Source organism: Thermobacillus xylanilyticus, assembly GCF_907165215.1.
Lineage (GTDB): Bacteria > Bacillota > Bacilli > Paenibacillales > Paenibacillaceae > Thermobacillus > Thermobacillus xylanilyticus.
On the sequence record NZ_CAJRAY010000083.1, the window covers coordinates 1 to 16,128 of the forward strand.

Here is a 16,128-nt window from a genome sequence, read left to right on the forward strand (position 1 = left end):
ACAGGTGGGTCAATTTTATTCCGGCGCTGGTGGGTCAAATGAATTCCGGCGTTGACATTGGTCGCAGATACAAGGAAAAGCAAAGTCGTATCTCTGAAAAAAATGACCATAAAAAAAGAGATTAACCATGATGCAGTCAAAACTACGATAGCTTTTTCCGAAGCGGATGGAAGCAATTTAAAAGCTGGTGTATATATAAACGGAGAATTGTCTGATGTCTATATTAATGGCAAAGCTGCACAATTGAATGGTGAGCCCGCATATTCTGCAGCTTCTAGTTACCAGAGTGTCATCGATTGTTTAATTGAGGCGTTCAATGCTTTGCCGTGGTATTTGCAAGCAGCTTGTACAGGAGCTTGCGGTGGTATTTTTACTGGAAACGCGGCACTGATTGCAGTTTGTGCCGGTTGCATTTTCGGAAGTGGAGCGAACAATGACTGCTTATAAAAACATAGATGATGGGGAGGGAGACATGAGATTATGAAAGTTGTTAAATCATTTTTCATATTCACTGTATTGATAAGCATACTAGCTGTAAATTATAGTGAAGCAAATGCTAGCAGCGATGCGATGGTGACTCAAACCGCATTAAAGGCGACGGATAAGTGGATAAAGGAAATTCAGGTAAGAGACGACTTTAAAAAAGTAGCTCAAAAGTATGATGTACACATTGATTGGAGTTTTAAATACAGCTATAAATTCAACAAATCAGAGGCGATTCTCATTCCTGTTACGTCCAGAGAAAATCCTCGAAATCGTCAAGTACTTGAGCATTATCTCGTATACTATCTCACCGATGATACAATTACCAAATCCTTAATCATGTCGATGGAACAAGATGCAGAGAAGGGCTATATCAGTATTTCTGACGTTGAGGAAGGTACTGTTTATACGGGAATTTTTGAAGACGGATCGTATATCGGTATGAATGTTGAATTGTCAGGTCAAAAAATGGCGGTTCAATCTTCCGATGAGTCAATATTCGAATGCTTGGATAGACTGTTTGAGAATCTGCCATCTTGGGCACAAATCGCTTGTGAAGCTGCATGCGTTGCAATTTGGACTCCTCTTGGAGCTTCGGTTTGTTTGGGATGTTTAGTGGGACTTGGATTGAACTGCTGACCAAGATATAAATTCCATACAATTTGAGTGCAGCAAAATGCTGCACTCAAACTGTATGGCTGAAAATTTTATAAAATGGAGGGGTAATTTAATGAATCGATTTCGTTCGAAACCAATAGTGCTTTTTTTGTTTTTTATTTTTTTTGCTAATGCTTGCAGTACGAGTTCGACTGTAACTGCAAATCAGTTTAAAGGCAAAAATGTATTGTTTTTTGTATCTGCTGTAACATGTGGCATTTGCAGGGCTCAATTAATGGAGCTTAATGAAGTTTGGGATACACTTGTAAATGAAGATGTAAATATTTATGTTTTTACTCACGGGGATCAAAAAGATAAAAAGTTTGTAAATGAATTTATGGATTTGAAATTTGAAGTAAATATGCTTGACGATTTTTCATTTCCCAAGAAACTTGGTCTGGTCAATTCAGATAAAGGCATAACTTCAATATCAAGAGGGTATGCAATTATTGTGGATGGAAATATAATTGAATCAAAAGCGGAGGATTATTTTGCCAAGCAAGCTCACGAAATTGTACAGCGTGCCAAAATGACAACAATTAACTAAAGGGGTGAGACATCGCCGGTGAATATACTGGAGCTCAATAACGTCACGGTTACGCTGAAGAACTTTTCTCTGCGCAATATCACGTTCAATCTACAAAGGGGGACGATTACAGGACTGATCGGAGCCAACGGTTCGGGAAAGACAACCTTGATCCGGACGATCATGAACCTGTACCGGCACGAAACCGGGAGCATCAGGCTAAACGGATTGGACAATATCCGGGATGCCAAATGGTTCAAGGATAAGATCGGATTCGTGTACGACGAAAGCTATTTTATTGAGAACTTGACGATTGAGCGAAACAAAAATGTGATTCGTCCCTTTTATTCGAAATGGGATGAGAGGCTGTTTTCAACCTTGCTGGAGAAGTTTGCGCTGGACAGAGGCAAGAAGGTCAAACATCTGTCCAAGGGGATGAAAACGAAATTCAGCCTGGCTGTCGCGCTCTCGCATCACGCCGATCTGCTGCTGATGGACGAGCCCACCTCCGGCCTGGATCCCGTATTCCGTGTTGAATTGCTGGAGTTTATCGCGCAGTATGTCCAGGATCATCCTCATATGACGGTGCTGTTCTCCACGCATATTACTGCGGACCTGGATCGAATTGCGAATCACATCGTGTATATGCGCAAAGGGAAAATCCGATTGCAGATGCCCAAGAATGATTTGTTTGACCGATGCACGGTCATTCGGGGGCCGCGCCATGCCATAGACCGGCTCGACGGCCTGAACCCCATCGGCCTGCGGCAAACGGGCGATACGTTCGAATGTTTGGTCATGGAACCGTTAAGCGCGGAATTCGGCGACCTGGAATATATCCGGTACCCCCGGCTTCGATTGGAAGACATCATGTTTTATTTGGAACGGGAGAAGGCGGAATGAAAACGATATGGAAATTGATCTGGAAAGACTTGAAAACACAGGATTTCAAGTTATTTCTATTGCTTCCTCTGCCGCTTATTTTTTTCTACGCAATGCTGCAGCCCGTCTGGCAAGCCGGGGCATACACGATCGTCATTGTCTTGATGACTTATTTCCTTCTGGCGGGCAACAATCACAAACAATTAGATTACAAATTTGACTGGATCATCCACAGCTTGCCGGTGACCCGGCATGAAATGCTGCTGTCGAAATATGCGATGGTGATCGTCTGGTACATTCTGTCCGCGATCATCTGTAATGCAATCGGTGCCGTTTATATGCTATACAATCAAATGGGCATCCGGCTGTCCAGCCTAATGGAGCTTGGCTTATCTCTTTCGGTCATTTTGTTGATCTCGGGGATTTATTATCCGCTGTACTATTTGTTCGACAAGAAGTTTCTTTATGTAAATATATTCCTGTTTACCGCCATGTTGTTTGCGGGGCCGTCCATCGCCCGGGGCATCCCCGAAATCATCGTCCGCTTCCCGCTGCTGCTGCTGCCCATAAGCGTCGCCATATTCGCGCTTTCATACCGGGTTTCATTTCTGATTTTCAATCGGACCCGAATCTCGTAGCGCCGTTCCGGCGTTATTTTTTTGCTAGGGTGGATGGAATTGCACATCTCGATATGAGGATAGATCAAAAATCAATGAGAATACATCATTGTGCTGCCCAAGCCCGGAATCTTATACTGACTACCAAGCAACAGATATGTAAACGCTATCAATTCACTATCAAACCATGTTTGACAATATAAAACAAATATGAGAATAGGTTTGATCATGCTGAACCATCGGATGCGTGCATGGCAAGCGGAAAGACAACCGACCTCCGTTTATAGCGGTCCGCCCCTTCGGCCGGCCGTTATAAAAATAAAATTCCAACAGGAATAAAAGGGGTGTTCGCATGTCAAGATTGGCAAGACCGGTAAGCATCGTACTTGCCGTGTTGCTGGTGCTGCTCAGCGCCGCGGCCTGCAGCAAGAAGTCGGATGACAACAAGCCGTCCGACTCGTCCACTACCCCATCCACAACGCAGAACGGCAATAACGCTTCGAATTCAGGCACAGGAACGGAAACCGAAGGCGGCGCGGACGGCGAATGGAAGCCGCAGAGCGACTTGTCGAAGAAGGTCAAGTTCAGCTACGCGTCGGTCCAGGCGATCGAAGGCTACGACTACACGAAGGGCGACCCGCTCGCGCAGTATTATTCCGAGAAATTCAACTACGAGATGGACGTCGCGGCGCTCAACTGGGACAACTGGAACGAGCGGATGCGCATCTGGATCAACTCGGGCGACATGCCGGACGTCGCGGTGTACAACTACATCCACGCGGACGCGGCGGCTTTTGTCGAACAGGGACTGATCAAGCGGCTGCCCGATGACTGGAAGCAGCGCTGGCCGAACCTGGCGGCCGTCTATGAGCGGACGACGCTCGGGCCGCAGATGGAGAAAGTGTTCGGCGGCACGTACTTCCTTCCGCGCGCGCGGTTCATGGACAATCTGCCCGGCGATCCGCTGCCGAACCACCCGTCCGTGTTCATCCGGAAAGACTGGGCGGAGGCGGTCGGCTTCCCGGTCAAATCGGCCTACACGGTATCGGAGATCATGGAGTTCGCACGACTGGTCAAGGATAAGGATCCCGGCAACGTCGGCGACAAGCTGATCCCGATCGCCGAGAACACGAACCACGCCGTCGACCTGTTCGTCGCGCGGAACAGCACGTACTGGAACAGCTTCTACAAGGACAAGGACGGCCAGTACAAGTGGGGCGGCGCGTCGGAAGACACGCTGCGGGGCCTCAAGCTCTTCTCTGAGGCGTACCGGTCCGGGCTTCTCGCGCAGGACTTCTACACGGTCAAGAACGAGGAGCACGGCGCGTACTTCAACGTGCAGGGCATCGCCGGCGCGACGTTCTTCCAGGCGCCGACGTCGAACCTGCAGCCGTACTACAACGACTTCAAAAACAACCTGGGCATCGACCCGTACGAGAACATCATTCTGGCGACGGTGCTCGGGGAAGACGGCAACTACCATCAGGTCGACCTGATCAACTACTGGGGCACGATCATCTTCAGCCCGGATATCAAGGATGAAGTGTTCGAGCGCTACATGGACATTCTCGACTACAACGCGACGCGAGAAGGTTACATCATCACGAACATGGGGCTGAAGGACGTCGACTGGACGTACGACGACAGCGGCAACATCGTCTCCCTCTACGACGAAGAGAAGGAAGGCAAGCCGCTGGCCGGCACGACCGGCAAGTATCCGTCCTGGGGCTATCTGCTCGGCAGCATTATCCTGTTCGACGACTTCGCCTTCGACAACCCGAACACCGACGAGCGGCTGCGGGAACTGTCGAAGAAGGTGTATCGCGAGCGGACCGAGATCGCGACGCCGGAGACGTTCACGGCAATCGACTGGGATTACTACACCTACGATTCGCCGAGCAAGAGAAGGGCGGAAATCGACTACTACACCGAATACGCAAACCTCATCACGCAGTCGGGCGACATCGAGGAGAACTGGAGAAAATGGGTCGATTCGAAGATGCCCCTCATCCAGCCTGTCCTCGACGAGCTGAATGAGAAGTTCGGCGGCTGAAACGCGTGAGGCTGAATTCGTAATCCAGGCGGTTCCGGGCAGATCGCGGCCGATTTGCCCGGCGCTTGCCTTTCGGGGAGTTGCCTATGGACAACAACGCTTTGATTCGCCGCATCATCAGGTCGAAGGAGACGTACATGCTTCTCCTGCCCGGCGTCATCTGGTTCGTGATCTTCGCCTACATTCCGATGTACGGACTGACGCTGGCGTTCAAGACGTACAAGGCCAATCTCGGCATTTTCGGCAGTCCGTGGGTCGGTTTCGAGAAATTCGAGTACGTCTTTCGCGATCCGGCCTTCATGGAATCGGTCTGGCGGACGATCTGGATCAATCTGGGCCGGATCGTGTTCACGTTTCCGGTGCCGATCATTCTGGCGCTGCTGCTGAACGAATTGCGCATGCGCCGGTTCAAGAGAACGGTCCAGACCATTTTCACTTTTCCCCACTTCCTGTCCTGGATTATCGTGGCCAGCGTCCTGATCAATTTTCTCGACATGCAGGGGATGGTGAACGGCATCATCCGAATGTTCGGCGGTGATCCGGTCAACTTCCTGGGGAACACGACCATTTTCCGCCCGCTGCTCTACATTACGGACAACTGGAAGAACGCCGGCTGGACGATGATCATTTATCTGGCCGCCATCTCGGGCATTGATACGGAGCAGTACGAATCGGCGCAGCTTGACGGCGCGACGCGGCTGCAGACGATGTGGTACATCACATTGCCCGGCATCATGAACACGATCGTCGTCATGCTGATTCTGGCGACGGGCTATATCATGACCGCCGGTTTCGACCAGATCTTCAACATCAGCAACGCGGCGACCGCGAAGGCGGGCGAAATTCTGGACATCTACATCTACCGGATCACGTTCCAGTCCGCGGCGGACTTCTCGTTCTCGACCGCCGTCAGCCTGTTCCGGTCGATCGTGAATTTCGCGCTGCTGCTGCTGGCCGACCGCATCTGCAAGATGCTCGGTTCGGAGGGGCTCTTCCCGCCGATCCGCAAGGCAGCCCGCGCGCGTGCGAAAGGAGCGGCGTGAATATGGCAGAGGTCAAAACGATGCCCGAACCTGCCCGGCAAACCGTCCGGCGCAGACGTTCGAGTCATAACCGCATCGAGCCGCTGGACATTGCCCTGGTCATCATCCTTGGCGTGTTGGCGCTGCTGATTGTCATTCCGTTCATCAACGTTCTTGCGATCTCGTTCGTCACCCAACAGGAGTATCTGAAGACGTCGATCCTGCTGTTCCCGAAGGAATTCACGCTGGAGAACTATCAGGCCATGTTCGAAGACGGACGGATCTGGACGGGGTATCGCACGACCACGATTCTGCTGCTCATCGGCGTGCCGATCAACCTGTTCCTGACGACCAGCATGGCGTATGGGCTGAGCCGGCCGGATTACCCGTTCAAGCGGTTTTTCATCTTCTTCGTCGTCGTCACGATGATGTTCAACGGCGGCATCATTCCGATGTACCTGCTGATGAAGCAGCTCCATCTGATCAACTCGCTCTGGTCGGTCGTGTTCGCATACGGCATCAACGCCTTCTATCTGATCATCATGATGAACTATTTCTCGAATCTGCCGATCGCCCTGTCGGAATCGGCGAAGCTGGACGGCGCGGGTGAATGGACGATTCTGCTCAAGGTGATCCTGCCGCTGTCCATGCCGATCATGGCGACGATGACGCTGTTCTACGCGGTCGACCGGTGGAACGAATGGTTCAACGCGATGATTTTCATCCGCAAGGGCAATCTTACCGTCCTGCAGCTGGCGCTCCGGTCGATCGTCATCGACTCGCAGATCAGCCAGCAGCTCAATGTGTCGAACATCCAGACGGACAAACAGTTCACGGAAGGGATGAAAATGGCCGCCGTCATCGCCTCGATGCTCCCGATCATGTGCGTGTTCCCGCTCCTGCAGCGGCACTTCGTCAAAGGGATGCTGATCGGCGCGATCAAGGCGTGAGCTGCCGGACGGCCATTGGAGTCAGACGAGGCGCATCGGCATCCGGTGCGCCCTTTAAAAAGCACAAAGGCATGGAGAGGAGAGGACGTTCGCATGGTCAGTCTCAGAATCGCAAAAACGGAAAACGGTTATGTCCAGGGGCTTCCGGCAGCGGATCCCCGCATCACCAGTTTCAAGGGCATCCCGTTCGCCGCTCCGCCCGTCGGGGAGAACCGCTGGCGGGCGCCGCAGCCCGCGAAGAACTGGGACGGCGTGCTGAAAGCGTACGAGTTCTCGCCGATCCCGCTGCAGGTTCGGCAGGAGATCGATGTCAACAACATCTACACCCGTGAATGGGCCGTCGATCCGGACATCGCGATGAGCGAGGATTGCCTGTACCTGAACATCTGGACGCCGGCGAAAAGTCCCGACGAGAAGCTGCCGGTGTTCGTCTGGTATTTCGGCGGCGGGCTGCAGGTCGGGCATGCGTCCGAGATGGAGTTCGACGGCGAGCGCATCGCCCGCAGGGGCATCGTCGTCGTCACGATCAACTACCGGCTGAACGTGTTCGGATTTCTGTGTCATCCGGAGATTACGGCGGAATCGCCGGACGCCCCCGCCAACTTCGGCCATCTCGACCAGCAGTTCGCCACGCAATGGGTGAAGCGCAACATTGCGGCGTTCGGCGGCGATCCGGACAATATCACGATCGGCGGCCAGTCCGCCGGCGGCGGCAGCGTCCTCGCCCAGCTCACCTCGCCGCAGAACGAAGGCCTGTTCAACAAGGCGATCATCATGAGCGGCATCTTCTCGCCGGTGTATCCGGGCCAGCGCGGTCCCGGCGTGCGGGAGACGCTCGCGGAAGCCGAGCAGGAAGGCATCAAGTTCTTCGAGTATCTCGGCGTCTCCTCGCTGGCGGAAGCCCGCAAGCTCGATGCGGTGTACATCCGCGACAAGATGGTCGAGTACAAGCGGTTCTGGGGCGCCGTCGTCGACAACAAGTTCTGCGTCGGCCATCCGTTCGAGCGGTTCCTCCGGAATGAACGCTGGAACGTTCCCATTCTGTGGGGGAACACGACCGACGAGTTCATCAGCCGGCCGCAAGTCGGCTCGATCGAAGAGCTCCGGCAGATGGCCGAAGGCGTGTTCGGCGAAGACGCGGACCGGTTCCTCGCGTTGTGCGGAGCTGATTCGGGCGATCTGGAGCAGGCGCTCAAGGCGGCGTCGGTCAATACGATCGAATACGCGATACGCGTCGCTTCCCGCGCCAATGCCGCAGCCGGCGCCGGCACGCCGCTGTACTATTACAAATTCGACGCGGAAATTCCGGGCTGGGACAACCCCGGGACGTTCCATTCGGTCGATCTCTGGTTCTTCTTCGAGACGCTGGCGAAGTGCTGGCGGCCGTTCGTCGGCAAGCATTACGATCTGGCGCGCCAGATGTGCAACTATTGGGCGCACTTCATCCGCTCGGGCGATCCGAACGGCCCCGATTCGACGGGTGAAGATCTCCCGCGGTGGGAGCCGTACACGGAGGAAGCGCCGTACGCGATGGTGTTCGGCGACAAGTCGGAATTCGTCAGGGAGCAGCCGGGAGAGATGATCCGGTTCCTGGTCGAGCAGTATTTCAAGCGCAAGTAAACGACATCATGATCGGGGAGGGATGGCCGTGCGGCTGGTGAGCGGCGATTACACGCTGCTGTTCAAGGATGGCGGCGTCGAGGTGCATCGGGACGGCAAGATGCTGTATGACAACAGGCGGCCGATGTTCGTGACGGTGAAGACGGTCTTCGCGGTGAACGAATTCTATGACGGGGCGTACGACGATGTCGCCGAAGACGGCGGGCGGGTCGTCGCAGGCGGCGTGCTCACCGTGCCTTCGGGCTCGATGTTCGCGTTCATGGACACTTATGAGGCCGCCGGGACGGGGTTCAAGGTAAGCCGTCGCGTGAAAGTGCTGCGGGCGGCGGACGATCTCGGCTTTTCCACCAAAATCTCGTTCGTGATGGCGGAGTCGGACGATCCCCGCGACTACTGGTGCTTCGCGCCGGGCGTCTGGTACAAGCAGAACGAGTTCGCGCCCGACACCGTCATCGGCAAGGATCTGGACTGCGAGTATTTCTGGCGGATGGAGACGTGCTATGCGCTGCCGCTGTTCGCCATGCAGCACACCCGGTCGGGGGAGACGGCGTCGCTGTCCCGCTGGGCCGCGGACGTGACGATGCCGTCCACGGACATCCTCCGGGCGGAAAACCATACCGACCCGAAGTGTACGACCGGCGCCATCGGGATGAGCCGGCCGGAAAGCCTCACCCTGAACTACATGTACTACGGATTTCCCGTGCGCAAGCCGTTCGAGACAAAGGTCGACGGTTTGTCAATCGATTACGTGTACCCCGGCTGCGACGGTCAGCTGCCCTCCCAGAATCGGTTCCTCGGGCTGGATTACCGCGGGAAAACGAAATCATTCCGGCGCATCAACCATCCGGTCGTTGACGGGTTCGAGCAGCATTACGCCGTGGCCGTCCAATTCGGCCGCTACGACAGCTTCCAGCGCATGATGCGGGACAACTGGCGGATCGTGTACGAACGGATGCGCGACCGGCTGTTCGAGGTGGACAACGAGCGCCATTTTCACAACTGCATGAAGCACCTGGAGCGGTACACCCGGAAATACGGCGACTCATACGGCCTGCCGTTCGCCGCGCAGCTGCCCCATATGGACATCTCGACGGTCTCGTTCCAGTTCGGGTTCGTCGGGCAGCAGCCGGGAATCGGCTATCTGCTGCTGCGCTACGGCGACATGACAGGCGATGCCGAATCCCGGGAGAAGGGGATCGGCATCCTCGATTTCTGGGTCCGGACGGCGATGACCGAGTCCGGCCTGCCGCACATGTGCTACAATCCGAACATTCAGGGATTCGAGCCGTACCCGCATTATGTGCGGATGCTGGCCGACGGGATCGAAGCGATCCTGGACGCGTACCTCTACATGCGGGGACGGGGCGAGGAGCGGGCGGATTGGCTGGATTTTTGCCGGAAGACGGCCGATTGGCTGGTGAAGATGCAGAACGAGGACGGCAGCTTCTACCGCGCGTACAACACCGACGGCTCCGTCCGGATGGACTCGAAATCGAACACGCCCAGCGTCATCCGCTTCCTGGTCCAGTTCCATCTCGCGACCGGCGAGGAGAAGTACAAGACGGCGGCGCTCCGGGCCGGTGAATGGGCGTACGACAACAATTACCGGAACCTGGAATACCGGGGCGGCACATGCGACAACCTGGACATCCAGGACAAGGAGGCCGGGATCTACGCGCTGTTCGGATTTCTGGCGCTGTACGACCTGACCGGCGGGGCAAAATGGCTCGAAGCCGCGGTCGGCGCCGCCGACTATACGGAGACGTGGACGTACGCGTGGTCGTACCCGGTCCGCACGCCGTGGCCGAAGCATCCGTTCAACCATTATTCGATCAGCGGGCAGAGCATCATCACGATCGGCGGCGGGGCCGACGTTTACATGGCCGCGTGCTCCTACACCTATTACCGGCTGTATCTGATCACCGGCGACGAACACTATCTGGATTTCGCCGAGTTTCTCCACAAGAACACCCGGCAGTCCACGGACGTCGACGGAAGCATCGGCTACGCGATGCCCGGCATCGGCCACGAAAGCGGCAATTTCACGAGCCAGACGCTGCAGAGCCACTACCACTGGCTGCCCTGGTGCACGTTCGTTCAGGCCGAGCCGCTCCTCAGGCTGTATGACACGTTCGGCGTCTTCGAAATCGCGGACGCCCAGAAGCTCAGCCCGGAGGAGAGGGCAAGGCGCAATCGCATTTATGACGGACTCTCGGGAAGCGCGGGCTGACTTTCGCCCCGCTTCTGGTATTCCCGCGGCGTGAGCCCGGTCAGCCGCTTGAACTGCCGGCTGAAGTGCTCCACGTTGCGGTAGCCGCACCGGAACGCGACTTCGGCGACGCTCAGGGAGCCGTAGTACAGGTACTCCTTCGCCAGCCGGATCCGGTTCTGGATGACGTCGTCCATGCAGGAGACGCCGAATGTTTTCTTGTAGATGGACTGCAGATAGCCCGGGCTGATCTTGAGATAGTCCGCCATGCGGGGGATTGTCCAGTGATCGCCCGGGTTGTTCTGGATCGCGACGCGCAGCTTGAGCAGGTTGTAGTGCTGCGGCGTGATGTCGTTGCGGAAGCAGGACTCCAGCAGTTTGTTGAACAGCGTCCGGAGCAGGCACCGGATGGAGGAGTCCTTGCAGTTCTTGTTGAAGTTGTGCTCGATGACGAGCAGCTCGAACAGCTTGTGGCAGTAGTCGGGATCATCCAGGGAAAAGGGAACGCCGCACGGCACCGGGGTTTCCGTCACAAAAGGCTCGTCCGTCGTGAAGCGGATCCAGTTGTTCACGAACCGGTCCCCGGACGCGCGATAGTAAACTTTCTGGCCCGGGCGGTAGAGAACGGCGCTGTAGGCCGGGTATTCCCTGAGCTCCCCTTCCACCCAGAACAGGGCCGGGGTCTTCGTGAAGACGAGGAGCCAGTGCGTGCCGGCGGGCACGTCGGTGACGAAATGAGGGCCGTCGTGGGCCATATCGCAATGCGCGGTGAAGATGTGGATCATCCGAATCCCTCCGGGTCGGCGTGAAGGATATCTTCAGCGTAAAGGAACGGATCGGGCGCGGTCAATATGGAGTGAATGGAGGACAGGCATGGAAGTCAGGCAAGTGATGGACATTCCGGCAGGCGCGCTGCGGGCGGCTGCGAAGGAACATCAGGGCACGTTGACGGAAGTTTCGTATCCGGTGCGAAACTATATCAATGCGTCCCGGCAGCTCGTGACGGACGTGCGGGCCGACGCGGCGGAAACGGGCAGGGAGACGGTGCGGGGCGAGGCCATCGTCAAGACATGCAACGTTTATCTGCCCTCCGGCTACGACCGGGAGCCCGGTCGGCGCTATAACGTCCTGTATCTGCTTCACGGCGTGGGCGGTGATGAATATGAATGGCTGCGGGGCAGCGGCGAGGCGGACGGTCGGCATGCCATCTGCAATCTGCTGGACCATCTGATCGCGGAAGGCGAGATCGAGCCGCTTATCGCCGTGTTCCCCAACGGGCGCAGCGCCCATGATTACGCCGACCGGTCCTTCAACGCCGAGGGTACGAACCTGCTCGGCTTCTATTATTTCGACTACGAACTGCGGTACGACCTCATCCCGTTCATCGAATCGAAATACCGGACATACGCAGACATCGCGGATACGTCGTCTGCGGGAATCTCCGCAAGCCGCCGGCATCGGGCGATCGCCGGCCTGTCCATGGGCGGCATGCAGGTGCTGAACCTGGTCATCGGCGGCTGGCGGTGCGATTCGGTGGCGTACACGGAGAACCGGCACAACTGGCGGAACGGGCTGGACACGACGGTGCGCGCGCCGGGCATGACCGATCTGTTCGCGTACGCCGGCGCGTTCTCGAACGCGCCGACGTCGAGCGGCGGACGCGTGCTGGGCGAAAGTCTCGGGTCCTCGGCGTTCCGGCTGGATCTGCTGTACATGACCTGCGGCGACCGGGACGAGATTTCCTTCCCGGTGTATAACGATGCGATCGAAGGCCTCGCGGAAGCCGCGGGGGACAAGCTCGGCGGCCTCCGCCAGGTTGTCATTCCCGGCGGCGTGCACGATTTCGGCGTGTGGAACCACGGCGCGTACAATTTCGCCCGGCTGGCGTTCCGTTGACGGAGGGCGGCGCCGTCCGGCGCGTTCCCGGAAGCCGGAGCCGTTGCCGTATACTTGCGGACGGCCGGAATTCTCCGCCGCGTACAACATCGGGGTCGTCGCGACGGACAGGGCGGCCGGATCATGGCCGGCCTGCTTCGCCGCCTGCCGGTACAGTTCCACGGCCGGCTTGAAGGCTCGCGCCGAGGATGACGGTGTATATACAACTGACGGATCCGAAATGAATATCAAGGTTCGCGCACGTGGATATTAAGCTTTATTGCTTTCCAAGCCTTCAAGGAATGGTTTGCGACTTGAGTGATTTTAAGGGCTTTATTGGAACATGGAATGAAAGAAGATCGCTTTATCCTGTCTTCTTGGCCAGGATCGTGGCGATCTTCTTGACGTTTTGATGGTGTTGACCAATAAAACTACATCATGTAGATTTAATTTTACCTACAATGGAAAAGGAGGGCGACAATGGAAAAACTGCAGAAAATGTCCGAAGCCGAGAAACAAATTATGGACATCATTTGGTCCTGTGCCCGCCCGGTAACGACGGCTGAAATCTTGACCAGACTGCCGGAAGACAAGGCATGGAAGCAAAACACCGTCATTACGTTTTTGGCGCGTTTGATGGAAAAGGGCATGGTCAAAGCGACAAGGGCAGGAAGGGCGAATCACTATGAGGCTTGTTTGACCGAACAGGAATACCTGAATCTCGAAACCAAACGGTTTATCCGGGATGTTCATCGGGGTTCCGTGTTCGGCTTGATCAACACGCTGTGCGACAGCGGAGATCTGACGAAGGAAGATATTGAAGCATTGATGAAACGATTGCAAGAGCAGAGAGGCCGGCATGAATGATTTCTGTTATGCTTTGCTCCTGATGTCGGTCGCAGCGTCCATCCTGTACCTGTTGTTGAAACTTTTCATCCCGTTGGCGCCGGGCATCGTCCCGAATACGGCGGAGTCTCCGTTCGATGCGCTGTTTGAACGGGTGAGCCGGAAATGGCGGGAACCAACGGCCGTTCCGGAAGCAAGCCATCTGAGCACGGCGGAACAGACGGGCAACATTCCCGAAGACGGCCATTACTATTTCATTCTGCAAAACGAATCGAAAACGGCATCGTGTGAAAAGGTGGAGCTGCCGGTTCATTATCAAATTCGTTCGTAAATCATCGCGTGATGCAACGAGCGGCATGCTTTCTTCATGGAGAGCATGCCGCTTTTTCATGCAATCATGCCGCCGGGCAAAATAAAAAGTCTTGACGATCATGCGGTACACTGACGAAAATGATGATTAAATGCGGCGGGGTCCAATCTTTTATCAATATTTATAAACTTGGTTTTACAATATAAAACGAGCTGAATGGATCGTCCGCGGCTTGTTGACCGGGGGGGCATGGACGATGTCAAGGATCATGGATGTGCTGAGGCGTTACCTGAAGGGCAAATCGATCATCCGGACGATGATGTTCTCCTTTTTGACCGTGAACATCTTGCTGCTGCTCCTTCTCGGGCTGCTGTCCATCCGCGATTCCACGGCGAGCCTTACCGAGGAATTGACGCAATCCAGCTACAAGATCATGGAACAAGCGGCAAGAGGGCTGAGCTTCAATCTTGAAGAGGCGACGCGTCCGCTGGTGATTCTCGCGGGCCATTATTCCGTCAGGGCGTTGATGAATCCGGGCAGACAATTGGATGTCGAAGGCCGCATCCAGCATGAGCGGAATCTTGCGGATGTCGCCTTCGGTGTGACATCGCTGCAATCGTTCATCAGCGACATCCTGATCCTGGGCGAAAACGGCTATGTGAACAACCTGGACGGCCGGATTACCTTGCGCTGGAATTATCCGTTCACCGAACAGGACTGGTTCAGGCAGGCGGTGTCGGGGACTCCGAACAGGGGCTTCATCCCGCTCGGGCTCCACAATCAGGACTATTACATGGAGAAATACATTTCGAAATACGATCAGCCTACGCTCTCGATCGCCCTGCCCGTCAACGATCACACCCGCAAGCCGATCGGCGCGGTCATCGCCAATCTTGATTTGAACAAGGTCAGCGGCATGTTCGAGTTGACCGCCAATCAGAACAATCAGTCCGTGTTCATGATCGACAGCCGGCAGACCATCATCGTGCACAAAGATGCCGAAGCCATCGGCACCCGCTTGGCGTTCAAGGGCATCGAGCGGATCCATGCCGAAGAATCCGGCAGCTTCATTACGGATATTGACGGCCGGGAGACATTGGTGACTTTCCACCCGACAACCGTCAAGGGGTGGAAGATGGTGTCGACGATCCCGATGTCCGTGATCCGCGGGCAGGCGGATTCGCTGAAATCCAATCTGTTCGGGTTTATTTATCTCTGTCTGCTGCTCAACCTGCTGATTTCCATCGTGATCACCGTGCGCATCTCCCGGCCGTTCGGGCGGCTGCTCTCCGCACTGGACAAAATCGGCGAAGAGAGCGTCTATGTCATTTCGAACCATTACAAATACCGCGAGCTGAATGTGATCGGCGGCAAGTTCAAGGAACTGGTCCTCCGGATCCAGACGCTGGTCAGACAAAACTACCAATCGGAACTTGCGCGCAAAGATGCCGAATTGAAAACGCTGCAATCGCAGATCAATCCGCACTTTCTGTTCAATACGCTGCAGCTCTTGCAGACCGAGATCGTATGCGGCAGCACGGAGGAATCGAATCATCTGGTGCTCTCGCTGAGCAGCTTGCTGCGGTATTCCATGAAGCAATCGGAAGAAATGGTCGAACTGGGGCGGGAAATTCAGAACGTCAAAGATTACCTGTACATCCTGAACAAAAAGTATGACAACCGGATCGATATCGAGTACCGCATCCCGGACCAGGAGATTTTGAAACACCGAACGATCAAGTTGATTCTCCAGCCGATCATCGAAAACGTCGTGCTTCACGGTTTCGGGGAAAATCCGGTGTCAGCCCGCGTGCGGATCGGCGCCGTATCGGTCAAGAAAGGGATTCTGGTCGCCATCCGGGACAACGGCAAAGGCATGACCCGGCAGCAACTCCGAATGTTGAGGGCGCAGCTCGATGATCCGGACCACAGGCCGGAACACATCGGCCTTTACAACGTCAACCAGCGGATCCGATTGAAATTCGGACCGGATTACGGATTGCGGATCCGAAGCAAACCCGGAGCGTTTACGGCCGTTTACGTCGTGCTGCCGAAAGTTTGAATGTCAGGGAGGTTGC

The 16,128-nt window shown here is 55.5% G+C and carries 15 protein-coding genes; 14 read left to right on the forward strand and 1 reads right to left on the reverse strand.

Features of this window, described 5'->3' with window-relative positions:
- Window positions 1-51: 51 nt before the first annotated feature.
- The 10 genes from KJQ12_RS15330 to KJQ12_RS15375 all read left to right on the forward strand — a co-directional run bounded on the left by KJQ12_RS15330 (window position 52) and on the right by KJQ12_RS15375 (window position 11,040).
- Window positions 52-447: a hypothetical protein gene (locus tag KJQ12_RS15330; protein ID WP_213485640.1), complete on the forward strand. Its 396-nt coding sequence runs from the start codon at window positions 52-54 to the stop codon at window positions 445-447.
- Between the two features lie 33 nt (window positions 448-480).
- Complete coding sequence (locus KJQ12_RS15335) at window positions 481-1,122, forward strand: hypothetical protein (RefSeq protein ID WP_213485642.1); 642 nt, start codon at window positions 481-483, stop codon at window positions 1,120-1,122.
- Window positions 1,123-1,213: 91 nt separating this feature from the next.
- Entirely contained in the window at window positions 1,214-1,687 is a 474-nt protein-coding gene (locus KJQ12_RS15340) for a redoxin family protein (RefSeq protein WP_213485644.1), read from the forward strand.
- 18 nt (window positions 1,688-1,705) lie between these two features.
- Window positions 1,706-2,569 (forward strand): ABC transporter ATP-binding protein, encoded by an 864-nt coding sequence (locus KJQ12_RS15345; protein WP_015255663.1) that lies wholly within the window; start codon window positions 1,706-1,708, stop codon window positions 2,567-2,569.
- A complete protein-coding gene (locus KJQ12_RS15350; RefSeq protein ID WP_213485646.1) occupies window positions 2,566-3,186 on the forward strand; it encodes an ABC-2 transporter permease in 621 nt (206 codons plus the stop codon). Before KJQ12_RS15345 ends, KJQ12_RS15350 begins: the two co-directional genes overlap by 4 nt.
- Window positions 3,187-3,517: 331 nt before the next feature.
- Complete coding sequence (locus tag KJQ12_RS15355) at window positions 3,518-5,218, forward strand: type 2 periplasmic-binding domain-containing protein (protein WP_015255661.1); 1,701 nt, start codon at window positions 3,518-3,520, stop codon at window positions 5,216-5,218.
- An 86-nt stretch (window positions 5,219-5,304) separates the two neighbouring features.
- Complete coding sequence (locus tag KJQ12_RS15360; protein ID WP_015255660.1) at window positions 5,305-6,261, forward strand: ABC transporter permease; 957 nt, start codon at window positions 5,305-5,307, stop codon at window positions 6,259-6,261.
- 2 nt (window positions 6,262-6,263) lie between these two features.
- Window positions 6,264-7,190 carry a carbohydrate ABC transporter permease gene (locus tag KJQ12_RS15365; RefSeq protein ID WP_213485648.1) on the forward strand — a complete coding sequence of 309 codons (927 nt, stop codon included), beginning with the start codon at window positions 6,264-6,266 and terminating at the stop codon, window positions 7,188-7,190.
- Between the two features lie 93 nt (window positions 7,191-7,283).
- A complete protein-coding gene (locus KJQ12_RS15370) occupies window positions 7,284-8,810 on the forward strand; it encodes a carboxylesterase/lipase family protein (RefSeq protein WP_015255658.1) in 1,527 nt (508 codons plus the stop codon).
- 22 nt (window positions 8,811-8,832) lie between these two features.
- Complete coding sequence (locus KJQ12_RS15375) at window positions 8,833-11,040, forward strand: glycoside hydrolase family protein (protein ID WP_244860643.1); 2,208 nt, start codon at window positions 8,833-8,835, stop codon at window positions 11,038-11,040.
- On the opposite strand, the gene KJQ12_RS15380 is transcribed toward KJQ12_RS15375, so the two are convergent.
- A complete protein-coding gene (locus KJQ12_RS15380; protein WP_213485651.1) occupies window positions 11,010-11,804 on the reverse strand; it encodes a helix-turn-helix domain-containing protein in 795 nt (264 codons plus the stop codon). The two genes, KJQ12_RS15375 and KJQ12_RS15380, sit on opposite strands and share 31 nt — an antisense overlap.
- A gap of 88 nt (window positions 11,805-11,892) precedes the next feature.
- Here KJQ12_RS15380 and KJQ12_RS15385 point away from each other — a divergent pair, with 88 nt between their 5' ends.
- The 4 genes from KJQ12_RS15385 (at window position 11,893) to KJQ12_RS15400 (ending at window position 16,112) form a co-directional block, all read left to right on the forward strand.
- Window positions 11,893-12,915, forward strand: a complete 1,023-nt coding sequence (locus tag KJQ12_RS15385) for an alpha/beta hydrolase (RefSeq protein ID WP_213485653.1) — start codon at window positions 11,893-11,895, stop codon at window positions 12,913-12,915.
- 459 nt (window positions 12,916-13,374) lie between these two features.
- On the forward strand, window positions 13,375-13,761 hold the full coding sequence (locus KJQ12_RS15390; protein WP_213485657.1) for a BlaI/MecI/CopY family transcriptional regulator: 387 nt from the start codon (window positions 13,375-13,377) through the stop codon (window positions 13,759-13,761).
- Window positions 13,754-14,071, forward strand: a complete 318-nt coding sequence (locus tag KJQ12_RS15395) for a hypothetical protein (protein WP_213485658.1) — start codon at window positions 13,754-13,756, stop codon at window positions 14,069-14,071. Before KJQ12_RS15390 ends, KJQ12_RS15395 begins: the two co-directional genes overlap by 8 nt.
- Window positions 14,072-14,306: 235 nt before the next feature.
- Entirely contained in the window at window positions 14,307-16,112 is a 1,806-nt protein-coding gene (locus tag KJQ12_RS15400) for a cache domain-containing sensor histidine kinase (RefSeq protein WP_213485659.1), read from the forward strand.
- The last annotated feature ends 16 nt before the right edge of the window (window positions 16,113-16,128 follow it).

What these genes read in the sequence shown, in the direction of transcription:
- KJQ12_RS15335 (WP_213485642.1), top strand. Translation starts at nt 481, where the DNA reads ATGAAAGTTGTTAAATCATTTTTCATATTCACTGTATTGATAAGCATA.
- KJQ12_RS15340 (WP_213485644.1), top strand. Translation starts at nt 1,214, where the DNA reads ATGAATCGATTTCGTTCGAAACCAATAGTGCTTTTTTTGTTTTTTATT.
- KJQ12_RS15350 (WP_213485646.1), top strand. Translation starts at nt 2,566, where the DNA reads ATGAAAACGATATGGAAATTGATCTGGAAAGACTTGAAAACACAGGAT.
- KJQ12_RS15355 (WP_015255661.1), top strand. Translation starts at nt 3,518, where the DNA reads ATGTCAAGATTGGCAAGACCGGTAAGCATCGTACTTGCCGTGTTGCTG.
- KJQ12_RS15360 (WP_015255660.1), top strand. Translation starts at nt 5,305, where the DNA reads ATGGACAACAACGCTTTGATTCGCCGCATCATCAGGTCGAAGGAGACG.
- KJQ12_RS15365 (WP_213485648.1), top strand. Translation starts at nt 6,264, where the DNA reads ATGGCAGAGGTCAAAACGATGCCCGAACCTGCCCGGCAAACCGTCCGG.
- KJQ12_RS15370 (WP_015255658.1), top strand. Translation starts at nt 7,284, where the DNA reads ATGGTCAGTCTCAGAATCGCAAAAACGGAAAACGGTTATGTCCAGGGG.
- KJQ12_RS15375 (WP_244860643.1), top strand. Translation starts at nt 8,833, where the DNA reads ATGGCCGTGCGGCTGGTGAGCGGCGATTACACGCTGCTGTTCAAGGAT.
- KJQ12_RS15380 (WP_213485651.1), bottom strand. Translation starts at nt 11,804, where the DNA reads ATGATCCACATCTTCACCGCGCATTGCGATATGGCCCACGACGGCCCT.
- KJQ12_RS15385 (WP_213485653.1), top strand. Translation starts at nt 11,893, where the DNA reads ATGGAAGTCAGGCAAGTGATGGACATTCCGGCAGGCGCGCTGCGGGCG.
- KJQ12_RS15390 (WP_213485657.1), top strand. Translation starts at nt 13,375, where the DNA reads ATGGAAAAACTGCAGAAAATGTCCGAAGCCGAGAAACAAATTATGGAC.
- KJQ12_RS15395 (WP_213485658.1), top strand. Translation starts at nt 13,754, where the DNA reads ATGAATGATTTCTGTTATGCTTTGCTCCTGATGTCGGTCGCAGCGTCC.
- KJQ12_RS15400 (WP_213485659.1), top strand. Translation starts at nt 14,307, where the DNA reads ATGTCAAGGATCATGGATGTGCTGAGGCGTTACCTGAAGGGCAAATCG.